Origin of the sequence: Pseudomonas sp. AM4(2022), from assembly GCF_036346515.1 — a bacterium.
Lineage (GTDB): Bacteria > Pseudomonadota > Gammaproteobacteria > Pseudomonadales > Pseudomonadaceae > Aquipseudomonas > Aquipseudomonas paracarnis.
The window spans coordinates 50,663-66,277 of record NZ_JAOTNW010000019.1 but is presented as its reverse complement, the minus strand read 5'-3'; the positions used below and the strand labels follow the sequence as shown (position 1 = coordinate 66,277).

Below are 15,615 nucleotides of genomic sequence, written 5' to 3'. Positions count from 1 at the left end.
AAGAGGGAAAGGTGTCGCTTCAAGCCTTCGCGGCCACCACCATTTTTTTCGCGTGGGCCAAGGACTCCTTGGTCAAGTCGATACCGCCGAGCATCCGCGCCACTTCTTCCACCCGTTCCGACTTGTTCAGCTTGGAGACGGCTGTGTGTGTCGCGTCACTGCCGCGCACCTTATGTACAAACAGGTGCTGATGCCCTTGGGCTGCCACTTGCGGCAAGTGGGTCACCGTAAGCACTTGGCCGCGATCCCCCAGGCGACGCAGCAATTGGCCAACAATTTCTGCGGTCGGCCCGCCAATGCCCACATCCACTTCATCGAATACCAGGGTGGGTACGCGTGAGGTCTGGGCGGTAATCACTTGGATCGCCAGGCTGATGCGCGAGAGTTCGCCGCCGGAGGCCACTTTGGCCAGGGCCTTGAGCGGTTGGCCGGGGTTGGCACTCACCAGCAGTTCGATGTGCTCCAGCCCATGGGGCTGCAGTTCTTGACTGGCGTTGGGATGCAACTCGATGGTGAAGCGCCCGCCTGGCATGCCCAGGCGCTGGATTTCCAGCTCAACGGCGCTTGCCAGGCTAGTAGCTGCCTGCTGGCGCAGAGCGCTCAGCTCCCGGGCCTTTTCCTGATAATGACGGGCAAACGAAGCGAGTTCCTCGCCCAGTCGTTCGATGGATTCGTCGTTCGCGTTGAGTGTTTCGATTTCATCCAGCAGTTTCTGCTGCATGGTTGCGACTTCAGTCGGCTGGATTCGATGCTTGCGAGCCAGGGTATAAATAGTGTCCAGGCGTTCTTCTATTTCCTGCAGGCGAGCTGGGTCGGCGTCGAAATGGTCCAGGAAACGATTGAGTTCGCCCACGGCCTCTTCAACCTGGATCTGCGCGCTGGTCAGCAGGGTGGTCGCTTCACTCAGTGAGCCGGAAGCATTATTCACACTGGACAGGCGATTGAGGCTGGCGGTCAGTGCGTTGAGCACATTGCCGGAGTCGCTCTCACTGCATTGCTCGACCACCTGGCGGCAGATGCCCAGCAGGGTCTCGGCGTTGGTCAGGTTCTTGTGTTCCTGCTCAAGTTGCTCCAGCTCTGTCTCACCCAGGCCCAGACTCTCGAGCTCTTCCAGTTGATAGCTGAGCAACTGGTGGCGGGCGCGTTGTTCGTCGCCGGAGTTGGAAAGGCGTTCCAGTTCCTGGCGTGTCTGGCGCCAGCGTTGGGCTGCCAGTTGAACTTGCCGGGAAAGATCGGTGGCGCCGGCGTACTCATCGAGCAGGCGACGGTGGGTATCGGTTTTCAGCAGGGATTGGTGTTCGTGCTGACTGTGGATATCGATCAGCAACTCGCCCAGGGCTTTCAAGTCTCCCAGTGGGCAAGGCGTGCCGTTGATATAGCCACGTGAGCGCCCCTCGGCCGTGATCACCCGACGCAGAATGCAGGGGCCTTCATTATTAAGGTCGCGCTCGGCCAGCCATGCTTCGGCTTCGGGGATGTCCGCCAGGTCGAAGGTGGCCAGGATGTCAGCCTTGTCGGAGCCAGGGCGTACCACGCCACTGTCGGCGCGGTCGCCAAGCGTCAGGCCGAGGGCGTCGAGCATGATCGACTTGCCGGCGCCGGTTTCGCCTGTGATTACGCTCATCCCGCGATCAAGTTCAAGATCCAGATGTTCAACGATGGCGTAGTTATGTACAGACAGGTGCACGAGCATGACGGCCGCTCCCAGGCTTTAGGTCTGGTTATTTATACAGTGTTTTGTTCAGGCCTGACAATCCTGGCGCTTAGCTCGATTTGCTTGATTAGCGATTTTTTTTAGCGCGATGTGGAATGAGCATGAAGGAAATGATCTAGGTCAATCGAAAGACTTTTGGTAACGCCTGCGCCCTTGAACCTGAAAATTGTGGCCCCATATACCGGAGCAGAAGCGCGAGTTGAGTTCGCGCATGATTTTGAAAGGAGAAATCTATGGCTGACGAACAGACGCAGGATACGCAAACTCCAGACGCCAATTCGGCTGCCGGTGATGAACTGGCGACTCGTGTGCAAGTGCTCGAAGAGCAATTGGCCGCTGCGCAGGATCAATCGTTGCGTGTTGCCGCCGATCTGCAGAACGTCCGCCGCCGTGCCGAGCAGGATGTAGAGAAGGCTCACAAGTTCGCGCTGGAAAAATTCGCCGGTGACCTGCTGCCGATCATCGACAGCCTGGAGCGTGGTCTTGAGTTGTCCAACCCGGACGATGAAAACATCCGCCCAATGCGCGAAGGCATCGAGCTGACCCTGAAGATGTTCCAGGACACCCTGAAGCGTTATCAGTTGGAAGCTATCGATCCGCAAGCTGGCGAGCCGTTCAATGCTGAACATCACCAAGCCATGGCCATGCAGGAAAGCCATGACCTGGAACCCAATAGCGTGATCAAGGTGTTCCAGAAGGGTTACCAGCTCAACGGTCGCCTGATGCGTCCGGCAATGGTGGTGGTGAGCAAGGCTCCTGCACCTGTTGCACCTTCTATTGATGAGCAGGCTTGAAATTCGCCGCAAGGCCCCCATTTATAAGTCAAGCGTTTAAGTGCTACCGCAGTTAGCCAAAACTGCTGCGGCAACCAAATTCAAGTTTCGGGAGAGTAAATCATGGGCAAAATTATCGGTATCGACCTGGGGACCACCAACTCCTGCGTCTCCGTGCTGGAAAACGGCGTTGCAAAAGTTATTGAAAACGCCGAAGGCGCACGTACCACTCCGTCGATCATCGCTTACGCCAACGACGGTGAAATCCTCGTCGGTCAATCGGCCAAGCGTCAGGCGGTGACCAACCCGCACAACACTCTGTACGCGGTAAAGCGTCTGATCGGTCGTAAGTTCGACGAAGAAGTCGTACAGAAAGACATCAAGATGGTGCCTTACAAAATCGCCAAGGCCGACAACGGTGACGCCTGGGTTGAAGTGAACGGCCAGAAAATGTCGCCGCCGCAAATCTCGGCTGAAATCTTGAAAAAGATGAAGAAGACCGCCGAAGACTACCTCGGTGAAGCAGTGACTGAAGCGGTGATCACCGTCCCTGCCTACTTCAACGACAGCCAGCGCCAGGCCACCAAAGACGCCGGCCGCATCGCGGGCCTGGATGTAAAACGTATCATCAACGAACCAACCGCAGCCGCGCTGGCTTACGGTATGGACAAGGCCAAGGGCGACCACACCGTGATCGTTTACGACCTGGGTGGCGGTACGTTCGACGTCTCCGTGATCGAGATCGCAGAAGTTGATGGCGAGCACCAGTTCGAAGTGTTGGCCACCAACGGTGACACCTTCCTGGGTGGTGAAGACTTTGACATTCGTCTGATCGACTACCTCGTTGACGAATTCAAGAAAGAAAGCGGCATGAACCTCAAGGGTGACCCGCTGGCCATGCAGCGCCTGAAAGAAGCCGCTGAAAAAGCCAAGATCGAGCTGTCTTCCGCTCAGTCGACTGACGTGAACCTGCCGTACATCACTGCAGACGCTACCGGTCCTAAGCACTTGAACGTGAAGATCTCGCGTTCCAAGCTCGAAGCACTGGTTGAAGACCTGGTTCAGCGCACCATCGAACCTTGCCGCATCGCGCTGAAAGACTCCGGTATCGACGTTGGCTCTATCAACGACGTGATCCTGGTGGGCGGTCAGACCCGTATGCCGCTGGTTCAGAAGCTGGTCACCGAGTTCTTCGGCAAAGAAGCCCGTAAAGACGTGAACCCGGACGAAGCCGTTGCCATGGGTGCTGCCATCCAGGGTGCTGTACTGGCCGGTGACGTGAAAGACGTGCTGCTGCTGGACGTAAGCCCGCTGACCCTGGGTATCGAAACCATGGGCGGCGTGATGACTGCGCTGATCGAGAAAAACACCACGATTCCTACCAAGAAATCCCAGGTGTTCTCGACTGCCGATGACAACCAGGGCGCCGTGACTATCCACGTGCTGCAGGGCGAGCGTAAGCAAGCCGCACAGAGCAAGTCCCTGGGCAAGTTCGACCTGGCTGAGATTCCACCAGCACCACGTGGCGTGCCGCAAATCGAAGTGACCTTCGACATCGACGCTAACGGCATCCTGCACGTCGGCGCGAAAGACAAGGCCACCGGCAAAGAGCAGAAGATCACCATCAAGGCCAACTCCGGCCTGTCTGATGAAGAAATTCAACAGATGATCCGTGATGCTGAAACCAATGCTGAAGCGGACAAGAAGTTCGAAGAGTTGGCAGGCGCCCGTAACCAGGGTGACGCGCTGGTTCACTCGACGCGCAAAATGATCGCTGATGCTGGCGACAAAGTGACGGGCGAAGAGAAAACCGCAATCGAAGCGGCAGTGGTTGCCCTGGAGGCCGCCATTAAAGGCGACGACAAGGCTGCCATCGAAGCCAAGGTTGAGGAGCTGTCGAAAGTCTCCGCGCCAGTTGCTCAGAAAATGTACGCCGAGCAAGGCCAGCCGGCTGACGGCGCTGCGCAACAAGCAGAGCCTGAAGCCAAGCACGACGATGTTGTCGATGCCGAGTTCGAAGAAGTCAAACCCGAAGACAAGAAGTAACTTTGTCGCCCGGTTGACCGCGCATAAGCGGTGACTGGTAGGATGTCGCCGCGCGGGAGCTTGCTCCCGCGTTGGCGTGTCTGGGGTATGCGAATTTTTACAGCATGCGACAACGCTCGGATGCTGGCGGTGTGAACGGGAATGCTCCTGCTTTCCGAATGACAGTCACCGCGTTTTTGGCCGGCTCCCTGGCTGAAAGCAGTAATGACCAGGATCGTTGAATTGACGTGAGTTGGGTCCGGGCCTGTATTGGGGCTCAACGAGTTTGGCAGGGTTCAGGAGGGCCAGGTCGAACGTCCTTAAGAGTGCAAAGACTTATGGCAAAGCGTGACTATTACGAAGTATTGGGTGTGGAGCGTGGCGCCAGCGAGGCGGACCTGAAGAAGGCCTACCGTCGCCTGGCGATGAAGCACCACCCGGACCGTAATCCGGATAACAAAGAATCCGAAGAGATGTTCAAAGAGGCCAACGAGGCCTACGAATGCCTGTGTGATCCCAATAAGCGTGCGGCGTACGACCAATATGGCCATGCTGGCGTCGACCCGAGCATGGGTGGCGGCGGTGCCGGTTTTGGTGGCCAGAACTTCTCCGATATTTTTGGCGACGTATTCAGCGACTTCTTCGGCGGCGGCCGTGGCGGCCAGCGTGGCGGCCCTCAGCGCGGCAGCGACTTGCGCTACACCCTGGAGCTGAACCTGGAAGAAGCCGTGCGCGGTACCAGTGTCAATATCCGTGTGCCGACGCTGGTTAACTGCAAGCCGTGCGACGGCTCGGGTGCGAAGAAAGGCTCCTCGCCGATCACGTGCCCGACCTGCGGCGGTATCGGGCAGGTACGCATGCAGCAGGGCTTCTTCTCGGTGCAGCAAACCTGCCCGCGTTGCCATGGCCAGGGCAAGATCATTTCCGATCCGTGCGACTCCTGCCACGGCGAAGGCCGCGTCGAAGAGTACAAGACGTTGTCGGTGAAAGTACCGGCGGGTGTGGATACCGGTGATCGTATTCGCCTGTCGGGCGAAGGCGAGGCGGGTGCCCAGGGCGGCCCTACGGGCGACCTGTACGTGGTGATCAATGTGCGCGAGCACTCGATCTTCCAGCGCGACGGCAAGCATTTGTTCTGCGAAGTGCCGATCAGCTTTGTTGATGCGGCCCTGGGTGGCGAGCTGGAGATTCCGACGCTGGATGGTCGGGTCAAGCTCAAGATTCCCGAGGGAACTCAAACCGGCAAGCAGTTCCGCATTCGTGGCAAAGGCGTTGCGCCCGTGCGCGGCGGTGGTGCGGGCGACCTGATGTGTCGTGTGGCGGTGGAAACTCCGGTCAACCTGGGCCGTCGTCAGCGCGAATTGCTCGAAGAGTTCCGTAGCTCGTTGGAAGGCGATGACTCGCATTCGCCGAAGACCACGGGCTTCTTCGACGGTGTAAAACGCTTCTTCGGCGACCTGTAAGGATCTGAATATGCGACGTATAGCCGTAATGGGCGCTGCCGGGCGCATGGGCAAGACGCTGGTCGAGGCGGTGCAGCAGCGCTCGCCGGCCTCCGGGCTGACGGCGGCGATTGTTCGTCCAGGCAGTACGTTGATCGGCGCGGACGCAGGTGAGTTGGCCTCGTTGGGTCGCATCGGTGTTTCGCTGTCTGGCAACCTCGAGCAGGTGGCTGACGAGTTCGACGTGCTGATCGACTTCACCCTGCCGGAAGTGATGCTGAAAAATCTGGCCTTCTGCCGCAAGGCAGGCAAGGCCATGGTGATCGGTACGACCGGTTTGAATGCCGAGCAGAAACAGTTGCTGGTGGAGGCGGGCAAGGATATTCCGATCGTCTTCGCGGCCAATTTCAGCGTGGGCGTAAACCTGTCGCTGAAATTGCTGGACCTGGCGGCGCGTGTGCTGGGGGATGAGGCGGATATCGAGATTATCGAGACCCATCATCGCCACAAGATCGACGCGCCTTCGGGTACTGCGTTGCGCATGGGCGAAGCCATCGCGGATGCGCTGGGTCGCGATCTGTCGAAAGTGGCGGTGTACGGGCGTGAGGGCCATACCGGTGCGCGCGCGCGTGACACCATTGGTTTTGCCACTGTGCGCGGAGGTGATGTGGTCGGTGATCACACGGTGCTGTTTGCTACCGAGGGCGAGCGCCTGGAAATCACCCATAAAGCCTCCAGCCGCATGACTTTCGCCAAGGGCGCGGTGCGTGCTGCACTCTGGTTGGAAGGGCGTGAGTCGGGCCTGTACGACATGCGTGACGTGCTGGGCCTGCACTAAGCAGTAGCTAAAACGGGGCCTCAGGATTATCCTGTAGCCCCGTTTTTACCCGCTAAGCGACGTCCTGTCGCATTCTCCTGCCTTTAAGGCTCATTAGCGGTGGACCAAAAAAGCCTTTTTCTGTAAGCTACAGCTTTAGTGTGTCCACTAAAAGCGCGCAGAATAATTCAGTGAAGAAGCGGGGTGACGTGTCCATACGTCACTCCGCTTTTTTACAACCTGCGATCGCCCTTTCAGGCTTTATTTACGGGAGGTCTTCTTGACTAAGCCAGCCATACTCGCCCTTGCTGATGGCAGCATTTTTCGCGGCGAAGCCATTGGAGCCGACGGTCAAACCGTTGGAGAGGTGGTGTTCAACACCGCCATGACCGGCTATCAGGAAATCCTTACCGATCCTTCCTACGCCCAACAGATCGTTACCCTGACCTATCCGCACATCGGCAACACCGGCACTACGCCGGAAGATGTCGAGTCTGATCGTGTCTGGTCGGCGGGCCTGGTGATTCGTGACCTGCCACTGGTTGCGAGCAACTGGCGTAACACGATGTCGCTGTCCGATTACCTGAAAGCCAATAACGTTGTGGCGATCGCCGGTATCGATACGCGCCGCCTCACGCGCATCCTGCGTGAAAAAGGCTCACAGAACGGCTGCATCATGGTCGGTGACAATATCTCCGAAGAGGCGGCGATTGCCGCGGCGCAAGGCTTCCCTGGCCTGAAGGGCATGGACCTGGCGAAAGTCGTCAGCGTCAAAGAGAAGTACGAATGGCGTTCCACTGTGTGGGATCTGAAGACCGACAGCCACGCGACTATCGAGGCTGCCGATCTGCCTTACCACGTGGTCGCCTATGACTACGGCGTCAAGTACAACATCCTGCGCATGCTGGTCGAGCGCGGTTGCCGCGTGACCGTGGTGCCCGCGCAAACCCCTGCCAGCGATGTGCTCGCGATGCAGCCGGACGGTGTGTTCCTGTCCAACGGCCCGGGTGACCCTGAGCCATGCGACTACGCTATCCAGGCCATCAAGGATGTGCTGGAGACCGAGATTCCGGTGTTCGGTATCTGCCTTGGCCACCAGCTGCTGGCTTTGGCCTCCGGCGCCAAGACCCTGAAAATGGGGCACGGCCACCACGGTGCCAACCACCCGGTACAAGATCTGGACACCGGCGTTGTGATGATCACCAGCCAGAACCACGGTTTTGCGGTGGATGAAGCCTCCCTGCCGAGCAACGTGCGCGCCATTCACAAGTCGCTGTTCGACGGTTCCCTGCAGGGCATCGAGCGCACCGACAAGAGCGCGTTCAGCTTCCAGGGCCACCCTGAAGCCAGCCCGGGCCCGAACGACGTAGCGCCGCTGTTCGACCGTTTCATCAATGAGATGGCCAAGCGACGCTGACTGAGTGGCCTGCGGGCGGCCCCGGATTGCGGTGGCCCCCACAGGCTCTTCAAAGATTGTTCAAGACGGCTTGCCGACTGACCTGCGGATTTGAGTGACAAACCCATGCCAAAACGTACAGACATAAAAAGCATCCTGATTCTCGGCGCTGGCCCGATCGTGATCGGCCAGGCCTGCGAATTCGACTACTCCGGCGCCCAGGCCTGTAAAGCCCTGCGCGAGGAGGGCTACCGCGTCATCCTGGTGAACTCCAACCCAGCGACCATCATGACCGACCCGGCCATGGCCGACGCCACCTACATCGAGCCGATCAAGTGGCAGACGGTTGCCAAGATCATCGAGAAAGAGCGTCCTGACGCACTGCTGCCAACCATGGGCGGCCAGACCGCTCTGAACTGCGCCCTGGACCTGGAGCGCGAAGGCGTCCTGGAAAAGTTCGGCGTAGAGATGATCGGTGCCAATGCCGACACCATCGACAAGGCTGAAGACCGTTCGCGCTTCGACAAGGCCATGAAGTCCATCGGCCTGGCGTGCCCGCGTTCCGGTATCGCCCACAGCATGGAAGAGGCCAACGCGGTTCTCGAGACCCTGGGCTTCCCATGCATCATCCGTCCGTCCTTCACCATGGGTGGCACCGGCGGTGGTATCGCTTACAACCGTGAAGAGTTCGAAGAGATCTGCGCGCGTGGCCTGGACCTGTCGCCGACCAAAGAGCTGCTGATCGACGAATCGCTGATCGGCTGGAAAGAATACGAGATGGAGGTTGTCCGCGATAAGAAGGACAACTGCATCATCGTCTGCTCCATCGAAAACTTCGACCCGATGGGCGTGCACACCGGTGACTCGATCACCGTAGCTCCGGCGCAGACCCTGACCGACAAGGAATACCAGATTCTGCGTAACGCCTCCCTGGCGGTACTGCGCGAGATCGGCGTTGAAACCGGCGGTTCCAACGTTCAGTTCGGCATCTGCCCGGACACCGGCCGCATGGTCGTGATCGAGATGAACCCACGTGTATCGCGTTCTTCTGCGCTGGCCTCGAAAGCCACCGGCTTCCCGATTGCGCGTATCGCTGCCAAGCTGGCTATCGGCTACACCTTGGACGAGCTGCAAAACGAAATCACCGGCGGCGCTATGCCGGCGTCTTTCGAGCCGTCTATCGACTACGTCGTGACCAAGCTGCCACGCTTTGCCTTCGAGAAGTTCGCCAAGGCTGATGCGCGCCTCACCACCCAGATGAAGTCTGTCGGTGAAGTCATGGCAATTGGCCGCACTTTCCAGGAATCCCTGCAGAAAGCGCTGCGCGGTCTGGAAGTCGGCGTTTGCGGCCTGGACGAAAAGCTCGACCTGAGCAACCCGGAAAGCATGAGCATCCTCAAGCGCGAGCTGACCGTGCCGGGCGCTGAGCGTATCTGGTATGTGGCTGACGCCTTCCGTGCCGGCCTGAGCGTCGAAGATATCTTCGGCATGAACATGATCGACCCGTGGTTCCTGGTGCAGATCGAAGATCTGATCAAGGAAGAAGAGAAGGTCAAGACGCTTGGCCTGTCGTCTATCGATCGCGACTTGATGTTCCGCCTCAAGCGCAAAGGCTTCTCCGACCAGCGTCTGGCCAAGCTGCTGGGTGTGACCGAGAAGAACCTGCGTACTCATCGCCACAAGCTGGATATTTTCCCGGTCTACAAGCGCGTTGACACCTGCGCCGCAGAATTCGCCACCGACACGGCCTACATGTACTCAACTTATGAAGAAGAGTGCGAAGCCGCGCCGACAGGCCGCGACAAGATCATCATCCTGGGTGGCGGTCCGAACCGTATCGGCCAGGGCATCGAGTTCGACTATTGCTGCGTGCACGCCGCCCTCGCCCTGCGCGAAGACGGGTACGAGACCATCATGGTCAACTGCAACCCGGAAACGGTTTCCACCGACTATGACACGTCCGACCGCTTGTACTTCGAGCCGGTAACGCTGGAAGACGTATTGGAAATCTGCCGCGTCGAGAAGCCTAAAGGCGTGATCGTCCAGTACGGCGGCCAGACCCCGCTGAAACTGGCGCGTGCCCTCGAAGCCGCTGGCGTGCCGATCATCGGTACCAGCCCGGATGCAATCGACCGTGCCGAAGACCGTGAGCGTTTTCAACAGATGGTTGAGCGCCTGAACCTGCGTCAGCCGCCGAACGCCACTGTGCGCAGCGAAGACGAAGCCATCCGCGCGGCCAGCAAGATCGGCTACCCGCTGGTGGTGCGTCCGTCCTACGTACTGGGCGGCCGGGCGATGGAAATCGTCTACGAAGAAGAAGAACTCAAGCGTTACCTGCGTGATGCGGTGAAAGTCTCCAACGACAGCCCGGTGCTGCTGGATCACTTCCTCAACTGCGCCATCGAAATGGACGTGGACGCGGTGTGCGACGGTACTGACGTAGTGATCGGCGCCATCATGCAGCACATCGAACAAGCCGGTGTTCACTCTGGTGACTCCGCATGCTCGCTGCCGCCGTATTCGCTGCCGGCGCACATCCAGGACGAGATGCGCGAGCAGGTCAAGAAGATGGCCCTGGAATTGGGCGTTGTCGGCCTGATGAACGTACAGTTGGCGCTGCAAGGCGAAGACATCTACGTCATTGAAGTCAACCCGCGTGCTTCGCGTACCGTACCGTTCGTGTCCAAGTGCATCGGTGTGTCCCTGGCCATGATCGCTGCACGTGTGATGGCTGGTAAGACCCTGAAGGAAATCGGCTTTACCAAGGAAATCATTCCGAACTTCTACAGTGTGAAAGAGGCGGTGTTCCCGTTCGCCAAATTCCCTGGCGTGGACCCGATCCTGGGCCCAGAGATGAAGTCCACCGGTGAAGTGATGGGCGTGGGCGATACCTTCGGTGAAGCGTTTGCCAAGGCCCAGATGGGTGCCAGCGAAGTGCTGCCGACCGGTGGTACTGCGTTTATCAGCGTGCGTGATGACGACAAGCCACTGGTTGCAGGGGTTGCCCGCGATCTGATCAACTTGGGCTTTGAAGTCGTGGCTACCGCCGGGACCGCCAAGCTGATTGAGGCTGCCGGCCTGAAAGTACGTCGCGTGAACAAGGTGACGGAAGGCCGTCCGCATGTGGTCGACATGATCAAGAATGACGAAGTCACCCTGATCATCAACACCACCGAAGGTCGTCAGTCGATCGCGGACTCCTATTCCATTCGTCGTAATGCCTTGCAGCACAAGATTTACTGCACCACTACCATTGCTGCTGGCGAAGCTATCTGTGAAGCGCTGAAGTTCGGTCCGGAAAAGACCGTGCGTCGCTTGCAGGATCTACACGCAGGATTGAAGGCATGAGCATAACCAAATACCCGATGACCGTTCAGGGCGCTCGCGCCCTGGAAGAGGAACACGCCCATCTGACCAAGGTCGTACGTCCAAAGCTGAGCCAGGACATCGGTACGGCCCGCGAGCTGGGCGACTTGAAGGAAAACGCCGAATACCACGCTGCTCGCGAGCAGCAGGGTATGGTCGAGGCGCGGATTCGTGACATCGAAGGCCGTATGCAGAATGCGGTGATCATCGATGTCACCACCATCGCGCATACCGGTAAGGTGATTTTCGGCACGACCGTGGAAATCGCCAACGTCGAGACCGACGAAAGCGTGACCTACCAGATCGTGGGTGAGGATGAGGCTGACTTCAAGCAAGGCAAGATCTCTGTCGGCTCGCCGATTGCTCGCGCCTTGATTGCCAAGGAAGAAGGCGACGTCGTTGCCGTGAAAACGCCGAGCGGCGTCATTGAGTACGAGATTGTCGAAGTTCGTCACATCTGAAAGACGGCGCCCGCTGCGTGCGGGCGCCATGCTTTGGCAGCTCTCTCAGATGCTTTGGGTGGGCGGTCTATGGCTGTTACATATTGGTGTGTTGCCGGCGTTGGGCCTGATTGGCCTGGCGCCGCTGCTGATCGACGAGATCGACGGATTGTTGAGTGCGCTGCTGGTGGGTTTTGCGGCGGCGTGCGTGATGCTTCAGGTGTTGGTGCTGATCAAGGCCGAAGGCTTGAAGAGTTTGTGGCGGGATATTCGCGGGCAACTGCTGTTGATGGCGCTGTATGCATGCGCAATGTTTTGCGTGGTGCATGTATGGCTGCCGCAAGCGTTGCGCTGGCAGTTGTTCAGCTATCTTGTGCTAGGGTTCTCTGGCTTGGTGCTGGTTATGCAACCTGCGCCGGGATGGAGTGGCGGGGCGCGCGAAGCACGCCCTTGACCCTTTTCATCATTTGAAGCGATGAACGTTCGACAGTTGCTTGTTGACGCTGAAGTTCTTGCGATACAACAGCGCCATCTTGCCGATGACCTGAACCAGGTCCGCTTTGCCCACCTTGCACAGTTCTGCAACGGCGGCCAGGCGCGCTTCGCGATCAAGGATGTTGACCTTGATCTTGATCAGTTCGTGATCGTTCAGTGCACGCTCGAATTCGGCTAGCACACCCTCAGTCAAGCCGTTGTCTGCCACAATCAGAACTGGTTTCAGATGGTGGCCAATGGATTTGTACTGTTTCTTCTGCTCTTGAGTGAGCGGCATAATCTGACCCCTGCGTCTGATCTTGTAAAAAGCGGCGGCCAGTTTACCCGAGCGAGTCCGGGACCGCCCAGTTAATCACGACCCGTTTTATTTTTCGAGGTGGCCCGTGGCCCGTTCCAAAACCAGCCTTAAGTGGCTACAAGAACATTTCAATGATCCTTACGTCAAAAAGGCGCAAAAGGACGGCTACCGTTCCCGGGCCAGCTACAAGCTGCTGGAGATCCAGGACAAGGACAAATTGATCCGTCCAGGCATGAGCGTTATCGATCTCGGCGCGGCCCCCGGTGGCTGGTCCCAGGTGACCAGTCGTCTGATTGGTGGGCAAGGCCGATTGATCGCTTCCGACATCCTCGAGATGGACAGCATCCCGGACGTGACCTTTGTTCACGGCGATTTCACCGAGGACAAAGTATTGGCCGAGATCCTGGAGGCTGTGGGAAATTCGCAGGTAGACCTTGTGATTTCCGACATGGCCCCCAATATGAGTGGATTACCGGCTGTTGATATGCCGCGTGCCATGTTCCTGTGTGAACTGGCGCTGGATTTGGCAGGTCGGGTGTTGCGTCCGGGTGGCGATTTCCTGGTGAAGGTCTTCCAGGGCGAAGGTTTCGACGAGTACCACAAGAACATTCGCAAGTTGTTCGACAAGGTGCAGACCCGCAAACCGGACTCTTCCCGTGACAGGTCCAGGGAGCAGTATCTGCTGTGCCGTGGCTTCCGCGGCGTAGAAGGCGCTGCGAGCGAAGAGCGTTTTTGAGAAATTCGAGGAGGGCGATAGGTTTTTTTATATCGCTTTCGTCACCAAGCTTTACGAATATTGAGTGGTCAAAGTTTCACAAAGGGTTACAGACTGCGCCTGCCAGAGTTGTAGGTAATGTAGTAAGTTAGGCCGGTGAATATCATGCGAAGCGCGCGCCAGTAGCGGAGCTTGCTTCAGAGGGTAGTTAATTGAACGATATGGCAAAGAATCTGATCCTGTGGTTGATCATCGCGGCTGTCCTGGTGACGGTGATGAACAACTTCTCCAGCCCTAACGAGCCGCAGACCCTCAACTATTCCGACTTCATCCAGCAAGTTAAGGATGGCAAGGTCGAGCGCGTAGCGGTTGATGGCTACGTGATTACCGGTAAGCGCAACGATGGCGACAGCTTCAAGACCATTCGTCCTGCCATTCAGGACAACGGTCTCATCGGTGACCTGGTGGATAACAAGGTCGTTGTGGAAGGCAAGCAGCCTGAACAGCAAAGCATCTGGACCCAGCTCCTGGTGGCCAGCTTCCCGATCCTGGTGATTATCGCCGTGTTCATGTTCTTCATGCGCCAGATGCAAGGTGGTGCGGGAGGCAAGGGCGGGCCGATGAGCTTCGGCAAGAGCAAGGCACGCCTGCTCTCCGAAGACCAGGTGAAGACCACCCTGGCTGACGTTGCAGGTTGCGACGAAGCCAAGGAAGAAGTCGGCGAGTTGGTCGAGTTCCTGCGTGATCCGGGCAAGTTCCAGCGCCTGGGTGGCCGTATCCCTCGCGGTGTGCTGATGGTGGGCCCGCCGGGTACCGGTAAAACCTTGCTGGCCAAGGCGATTGCCGGCGAAGCCAAGGTGCCTTTCTTCACGATTTCCGGTTCTGACTTCGTCGAGATGTTTGTCGGCGTCGGCGCCAGCCGTGTTCGCGATATGTTCGAGCAGGCCAAGAAGCACGCTCCATGCATCATCTTCATCGACGAAATCGATGCCGTCGGTCGCCATCGTGGCGCGGGCATGGGTGGTGGTCACGATGAGCGTGAGCAGACCCTCAACCAATTGCTGGTAGAGATGGATGGTTTCGAGATGAATGACGGCATTATCGTCATCGCCGCAACCAACCGTCCCGACGTTCTCGACCCCGCGTTGCTGCGTCCGGGCCGTTTCGACCGTCAGGTTGTGGTCGGCCTGCCGGACATTCGTGGCCGTGAGCAGATCCTGAAAGTACACATGCGCAAGGTACCGATGGGTGACGACGTGGCTCCGGGCGTGATCGCACGCGGTACTCCCGGCTTCTCCGGTGCTGATTTGGCGAACCTGGTGAACGAGGCTTCGCTGTTCGCTGCTCGTACTGGCAAGCGCATCGTTGAAATGAAAGAGTTCGAATTGGCAAAAGACAAGATCATGATGGGCGCTGAGCGCAAATCCATGGTCATGTCCGAGAAAGAGAAGCAGAACACCGCTTATCACGAAGCCGGTCACGCTATTGTAGGTCGTGTTGTGCCTGAGCATGACCCCGTCTACAAAGTGTCGATCATTCCCCGTGGTCGGGCACTCGGTGTGACCATGTTCCTGCCGGAAGAGGATCGCTACAGCCTCTCCAAGCGTGCGCTGATCAGTCAGATCTGCTCGTTGTATGGCGGCCGAATTGCTGAAGAAATGACCCTTGGCTTCGACGGTGTGACCACTGGCGCCTCCAATGACATCATGCGTGCCAGCCAGATTGCGCGAAACATGGTGACCAAGTGGGGCTTGTCGGAAAAACTCGGCCCATTGATGTACGCCGAAGAAGAAGGCGAAGTGTTCCTGGGGCGTGGCGGCGGTGGGCAAAGCGCCAGCTTCTCAGGTGAGACAGCCAAGCTGATCGATTCCGAGGTTCGTAGCATCATTGACCAGTGCTACGGCACTGCCAAGCAGATTTTGACTGACAACCGTGACAAGCTGGACGCCATGGCTGATGCGTTGATGAAGTACGAAACCATCGATGCCGACCAGATCGATGACATCATGTCGGGCCGTACGCCGCGTGAGCCGCGCGACTGGGAAGGTGGTTCGGGTACTTCGGGCACTCCGCCTGTGGTGCAGAATGAGCGCCCTGAAACGCCTATCGGCGGCCCGGCAGCTGATCACTAAGG

The 15,615-nt window shown here is 58.2% G+C and carries 12 protein-coding genes; 10 read left to right on the top strand and 2 right to left on the bottom strand.

Features of this window, described 5'->3' with window-relative positions; all coding sequences use genetic code 11:
• Window positions 1-19: 19 nt before the first annotated feature.
• Entirely contained in the window at window positions 20-1,693 is a 1,674-nt protein-coding gene (gene recN / locus ODQ19_RS22200; RefSeq protein ID WP_330211218.1) for a DNA repair protein RecN, read from the bottom strand.
• 254 nt (window positions 1,694-1,947) lie between these two features.
• Here recN and grpE point away from each other — a divergent pair, with 254 nt between their 5' ends.
• The 8 genes from grpE to ODQ19_RS22160 all read left to right on the top strand — a co-directional run bounded on the left by grpE (window position 1,948) and on the right by ODQ19_RS22160 (window position 12,427).
• Window positions 1,948-2,508: a nucleotide exchange factor GrpE gene (gene grpE / locus ODQ19_RS22195; RefSeq protein ID WP_003194215.1), complete on the top strand. Its 561-nt coding sequence runs from the start codon at window positions 1,948-1,950 to the stop codon at window positions 2,506-2,508.
• A gap of 102 nt (window positions 2,509-2,610) precedes the next feature.
• The gene (gene dnaK / locus ODQ19_RS22190) at window positions 2,611-4,533 is read left to right on the top strand and encodes a molecular chaperone DnaK (protein ID WP_330211217.1); all 1,923 of its coding nucleotides are present in this window, start codon (window positions 2,611-2,613) and stop codon (window positions 4,531-4,533) included.
• A gap of 317 nt (window positions 4,534-4,850) precedes the next feature.
• A complete protein-coding gene (dnaJ, locus tag ODQ19_RS22185; protein ID WP_330211216.1) occupies window positions 4,851-5,975 on the top strand; it encodes a molecular chaperone DnaJ in 1,125 nt (374 codons plus the stop codon).
• A 10-nt stretch (window positions 5,976-5,985) separates the two neighbouring features.
• Complete coding sequence (gene dapB / locus ODQ19_RS22180) at window positions 5,986-6,792, top strand: 4-hydroxy-tetrahydrodipicolinate reductase (RefSeq protein ID WP_330211215.1); 807 nt, start codon at window positions 5,986-5,988, stop codon at window positions 6,790-6,792.
• 259 nt (window positions 6,793-7,051) lie between these two features.
• Window positions 7,052-8,188, top strand: a complete 1,137-nt coding sequence (carA, locus tag ODQ19_RS22175) for a glutamine-hydrolyzing carbamoyl-phosphate synthase small subunit (RefSeq protein ID WP_003194208.1) — start codon at window positions 7,052-7,054, stop codon at window positions 8,186-8,188.
• 105 nt (window positions 8,189-8,293) lie between these two features.
• Window positions 8,294-11,515 (top strand): carbamoyl-phosphate synthase large subunit, encoded by a 3,222-nt coding sequence (gene carB, locus ODQ19_RS22170; protein ID WP_003194205.1) that lies wholly within the window; start codon window positions 8,294-8,296, stop codon window positions 11,513-11,515.
• 2 nt (window positions 11,516-11,517) lie between these two features.
• Window positions 11,518-11,994: a transcription elongation factor GreA gene (gene greA / locus ODQ19_RS22165; protein WP_330211243.1), complete on the top strand. Its 477-nt coding sequence runs from the start codon at window positions 11,518-11,520 to the stop codon at window positions 11,992-11,994.
• Between the two features lie 28 nt (window positions 11,995-12,022).
• The gene (locus ODQ19_RS22160; RefSeq protein WP_116668671.1) at window positions 12,023-12,427 is read left to right on the top strand and encodes an MFS transporter; all 405 of its coding nucleotides are present in this window, start codon (window positions 12,023-12,025) and stop codon (window positions 12,425-12,427) included.
• Window positions 12,428-12,436: 9 nt separating this feature from the next.
• Here the strand turns inward: ODQ19_RS22160 and ODQ19_RS22155 are convergent, their stop codons facing one another.
• Complete coding sequence (locus ODQ19_RS22155) at window positions 12,437-12,745, bottom strand: YhbY family RNA-binding protein (RefSeq protein ID WP_003176146.1); 309 nt, start codon at window positions 12,743-12,745, stop codon at window positions 12,437-12,439.
• Between the two features lie 106 nt (window positions 12,746-12,851).
• On the opposite strand from ODQ19_RS22155, the gene rlmE reads away from it, so the two are divergent.
• Window positions 12,852-13,502: a 23S rRNA (uridine(2552)-2'-O)-methyltransferase RlmE gene (gene rlmE, locus ODQ19_RS22150; RefSeq protein WP_014719954.1), complete on the top strand. Its 651-nt coding sequence runs from the start codon at window positions 12,852-12,854 to the stop codon at window positions 13,500-13,502.
• 200 nt (window positions 13,503-13,702) lie between these two features.
• On the top strand, window positions 13,703-15,613 hold the full coding sequence (gene ftsH, locus ODQ19_RS22145; RefSeq protein WP_116668672.1) for an ATP-dependent zinc metalloprotease FtsH: 1,911 nt from the start codon (window positions 13,703-13,705) through the stop codon (window positions 15,611-15,613).
• The last annotated feature ends 2 nt before the right edge of the window (window positions 15,614-15,615 follow it).

What these genes read in the sequence shown, in the direction of transcription:
- recN (WP_330211218.1), bottom strand. Translation starts at nt 1,693, where the DNA reads ATGCTCGTGCACCTGTCTGTACATAACTACGCCATCGTTGAACATCTG.
- grpE (WP_003194215.1), top strand. Translation starts at nt 1,948, where the DNA reads ATGGCTGACGAACAGACGCAGGATACGCAAACTCCAGACGCCAATTCG.
- dnaK (WP_330211217.1), top strand. Translation starts at nt 2,611, where the DNA reads ATGGGCAAAATTATCGGTATCGACCTGGGGACCACCAACTCCTGCGTC.
- dnaJ (WP_330211216.1), top strand. Translation starts at nt 4,851, where the DNA reads ATGGCAAAGCGTGACTATTACGAAGTATTGGGTGTGGAGCGTGGCGCC.
- dapB (WP_330211215.1), top strand. Translation starts at nt 5,986, where the DNA reads ATGCGACGTATAGCCGTAATGGGCGCTGCCGGGCGCATGGGCAAGACG.
- carB (WP_003194205.1), top strand. Translation starts at nt 8,294, where the DNA reads ATGCCAAAACGTACAGACATAAAAAGCATCCTGATTCTCGGCGCTGGC.
- ODQ19_RS22160 (WP_116668671.1), top strand. Translation starts at nt 12,023, where the DNA reads ATGCTTTGGCAGCTCTCTCAGATGCTTTGGGTGGGCGGTCTATGGCTG.
- ODQ19_RS22155 (WP_003176146.1), bottom strand. Translation starts at nt 12,745, where the DNA reads ATGCCGCTCACTCAAGAGCAGAAGAAACAGTACAAATCCATTGGCCAC.
- ftsH (WP_116668672.1), top strand. Translation starts at nt 13,703, where the DNA reads ATGGCAAAGAATCTGATCCTGTGGTTGATCATCGCGGCTGTCCTGGTG.